The sequence below is a fragment of the Xenorhabdus sp. PB62.4 genome (assembly GCF_014467285.1).
In the GTDB taxonomy this organism is placed as follows: domain Bacteria; phylum Pseudomonadota; class Gammaproteobacteria; order Enterobacterales; family Enterobacteriaceae; genus Xenorhabdus.
The window spans coordinates 1-2,813 of sequence record NZ_NKHR01000065.1 but is presented as its reverse complement, the minus strand read 5'-3'; the positions used below and the strand labels follow the sequence as shown (position 1 = coordinate 2,813).

Sequence of the window (2,813 nt, the reverse complement as noted above, 5' to 3'; positions counted from 1 at the left end):
TTTTTTTTATGGGTGATCCGAAGCCGTTTCAAGGCGTAATGAATAGCCGATTGTGAGACACCTAAACGTTTTGCTCTTTCCCATTGATAGTCATCGGGAAAGTTTTGGACATCCGCAATGAGCACCGTATCAGGGATTTTCGTGGCGGGTTTATCGCGGGTCATGCAAGGTTCTATCTTATTGCACCACCGAAACAAGGTGCGCATGGAGATTTCAAAATGGGCACTCGTTTGTTCGAAAGTCAACGAATGCTTGTCTTTGTATGCCAGTACCCGCTTTCGAAAATCTAAGCTGTAGCCCATCTCGCCTTATGCCTTGTTATCTTGGATTTGAATATTATGTCATATAAATGTGATTTTTCTATAGTTCGCGGCTCATTGGGGTCAGGTCATTTTCCGCGTTTTCCAGATGTTCAGGCAAACATTGCTCCACCTTATGAGCACTTTCCGGGATTGTAATGCCATATTCCAAGCCCAATCCCCGGATCTGATTAATCAGCGCCGTTCTGTTTTTCATTAACCGCTGGCGAACCCGATGCAAACACTGAATGTCCTGTTGTGCCTGTATTTTTTCCGGGACATAACGCATCCCCGGACGACTGTCTGCTTCCACAATAGCCATAGCATCATTTTTATCATTTTTGTTGCCCATTCTGAATGGGGCGACATATTGGGGACTGATTTGCTTCACTTCGTGACCAAAGCGTTTAAATTGGCGACTCCAGTGGTTTGCACTGCCACACACCTCCATCACAATTTTTGAAGGGGGCTGTTGCGCAATGAAAGCGATCAGTTTATTGCGTAAAACCACCGTATTTTTAATCACCTTGCCAAGCGGGGACGCAATATGGACTTGAAACACCCGCTTTGCCAGATCAATTCCGATAACTTGTTCCATTGGACACCTCTTCATATTTTTGCTGATGTATTCAGCATGGCTCACTGAAGCCGTTTTGGGGAGGTGTCCATTTCATTAATTCGGGTTTATTACAAACACTAAATGGGTTAGCACAGCGATGGAAAATACTGGTTGTTGAAGTGGCTCAGCTGGATAAATTACAGGATGAACTCACACAACAATACGCAAAAAACTTGCGGCGTCAGTATGGTGTCGACCCTCAAACCGCCGCGACCTTACTGGTTGTTGCGGGTGACAACCCTGAACGACTAAAAAGTGAAGCCGCACTAGCAGCACTCTGTGGTGTTAATCCTTTACCTGCCTTATCGGGAAAAACGGTACGGCATTGATTGAACCGGGGAGGAGCACGTGAAGCCAACAATGCACTCTGGACAATCGCACTGGTTCGTATGCGCAGTGATCCCAGAACGAAGCTTTATGTTGAACGGCGAACAAAAGAAGGATTATCAACGAAAGAAATATTGCGGTGTTTAAAGCGCTATATTATCAGGGAGCTGTACCCACTTATTTTGGCTGATCTAAAATCGACCTCATAATAATTCTTGACATAGGAGCGTCAATGCTGTCGTTGAACGTTTCTTTGGGAGTTTAAAACATAACGGGTTATTTAAAGCCCCCCAATGAACACGTGAGCAAATGAAAAAGGATGTTGCACAGAACAGCGATAAAAAAGTTCGCTGATGAAATGGGACTGAGTTTTTTTGACACTCCTACTATTTTAAATAGTCATATATACTCAACAAACTTGAAGATTCATGATTAAAAATTCATATGATACTGATTTTATAGAATAAACAATCATAACAAGCCTTCATCTTGAAGTTAAATTGGTATAGAATGAAGTAGTAGCTTTTTAAATTATATATTATTTGATAGATATTATAATAACTAATGAAGTAAAGCTGTATTTCTTAATAGCACTATACATTATCAGGAGAATAACTTATGAATAAAGTAACCAATAATGAAAATAATGCAAATCAAAGACGAGATCTAGTGGAAGATAATAACCCTGCTGGACCACTTTTTAATAGCGGAGAATTTGCTGAAGCCGACATTGTCCATGTGGATAATGCGGCTGGGCACTTAACTGATATGTGTGGTACTTCAGCTCGGTGCATCACTTATCCTTCTAGCTGATAGAAGATTCCACTAAGAAGGTACATAAGATATAACGAACAATGCACCCTAAAGGATGCATTGTTCGAAAAGCGGGAAGCCACCAAGATTTTGTCACGAGTGAAATTCGTCTCATAGGAATAGAATGATAGCAATCTCCTTTATGGCTCCCTAATTGTATACACTGATGACTGAAATATGGATGGGTTATGCCCGCTGTTTTACCGACAAAACATGCTTGAATTAACACGATAAAATTTTGGCCGATTTCCGCTTACAACTCCTAAAAGTAAGAAAATCAAAGATTGGCTGGCACAGCATCCGAAATTTAACCTATTTTTTTACCTAACTATTCTTCGTGGTTGAATAGAACGGCTATGGCAATCACCGCATGAGACAATCACACGAAACCATGACTGTCAATCTATGTGGCTATGACTCAGTTATGTTGATGCTTTCCTGGAATTGATTTCGTCACAACAAAAATCAGGAATAAAAAATGAGTGTAGCACTATTATGAATTCTTATTTATTAACTTATGGATTAATTATGCAGAATAATGACAGTATATTATTTTCCAACTCGATAAAAAATTTGATATCGCCATTTATGGATATATTAGTTAATCCAGGGCGGGATTCCACTTTGTATTAAGTTTAATCAAATATAAGCTGACTACGGAATTCCGCTGACCACATTGCTCTTCGGCGTTTAGCGGCCTGACTGTCCTTTATACTGGTATTTTGTTTAATCACATTTAATGCAATTCGATTAAA

The 2,813-nt window shown here is 40.2% G+C and carries 3 protein-coding genes and 3 pseudogenes; 3 read left to right on the top strand and 3 right to left on the bottom strand.

Going from position 1 to position 2,813, the window contains the following annotated elements; genetic code table 11:
* Both Xenpb_RS19115 and Xenpb_RS19110 read right to left on the bottom strand, forming a co-directional pair.
* On the bottom strand, positions 1 to 302 hold a 302-nt coding region (locus Xenpb_RS19115; protein ID WP_187655706.1), incomplete at its 3' end, for an IS630 transposase-related protein.
* A 58-nt stretch (positions 303 to 360) separates the two neighbouring features.
* Complete coding sequence (locus Xenpb_RS19110) at positions 361 to 897, bottom strand: IS110 family transposase (protein ID WP_255523212.1); 537 nt, start codon at positions 895 to 897, stop codon at positions 361 to 363.
* Between the two features lie 170 nt (positions 898 to 1,067).
* On the opposite strand from Xenpb_RS19110, the pseudogene Xenpb_RS19105 reads away from it, so the two are divergent.
* The 3 genes and pseudogenes from Xenpb_RS19105 to Xenpb_RS19095 all read left to right on the top strand — a co-directional run.
* Positions 1,068 to 1,454, top strand: a pseudogene (locus tag Xenpb_RS19105) (transposase); the annotation flags it as partial.
* A 409-nt stretch (positions 1,455 to 1,863) separates the two neighbouring features.
* Entirely contained in the window at positions 1,864 to 2,058 is a 195-nt protein-coding gene (locus Xenpb_RS19100) for a DUF6229 family protein (RefSeq protein WP_187655705.1), read from the top strand.
* A gap of 264 nt (positions 2,059 to 2,322) precedes the next feature.
* Positions 2,323 to 2,475 (top strand): annotated as a pseudogene (locus Xenpb_RS19095) (IS630 family transposase); the annotation flags it as partial.
* 218 nt (positions 2,476 to 2,693) lie between these two features.
* Here the strand turns inward: Xenpb_RS19095 and Xenpb_RS19090 are convergent.
* Positions 2,694 to 2,813: pseudogene (locus Xenpb_RS19090) on the bottom strand (ISAs1 family transposase); the annotation flags it as partial.

Excerpts from the sequence above, each read along its gene's own strand:
- Xenpb_RS19100 (WP_187655705.1), top strand. The coding sequence starts at position 1,864 with ATGAATAAAGTAACCAATAATGAAAATAATGCAAATCAAAGACGAGAT.
- Xenpb_RS19110 (WP_255523212.1), bottom strand. The coding sequence starts at position 897 with ATGGAACAAGTTATCGGAATTGATCTGGCAAAGCGGGTGTTTCAAGTC.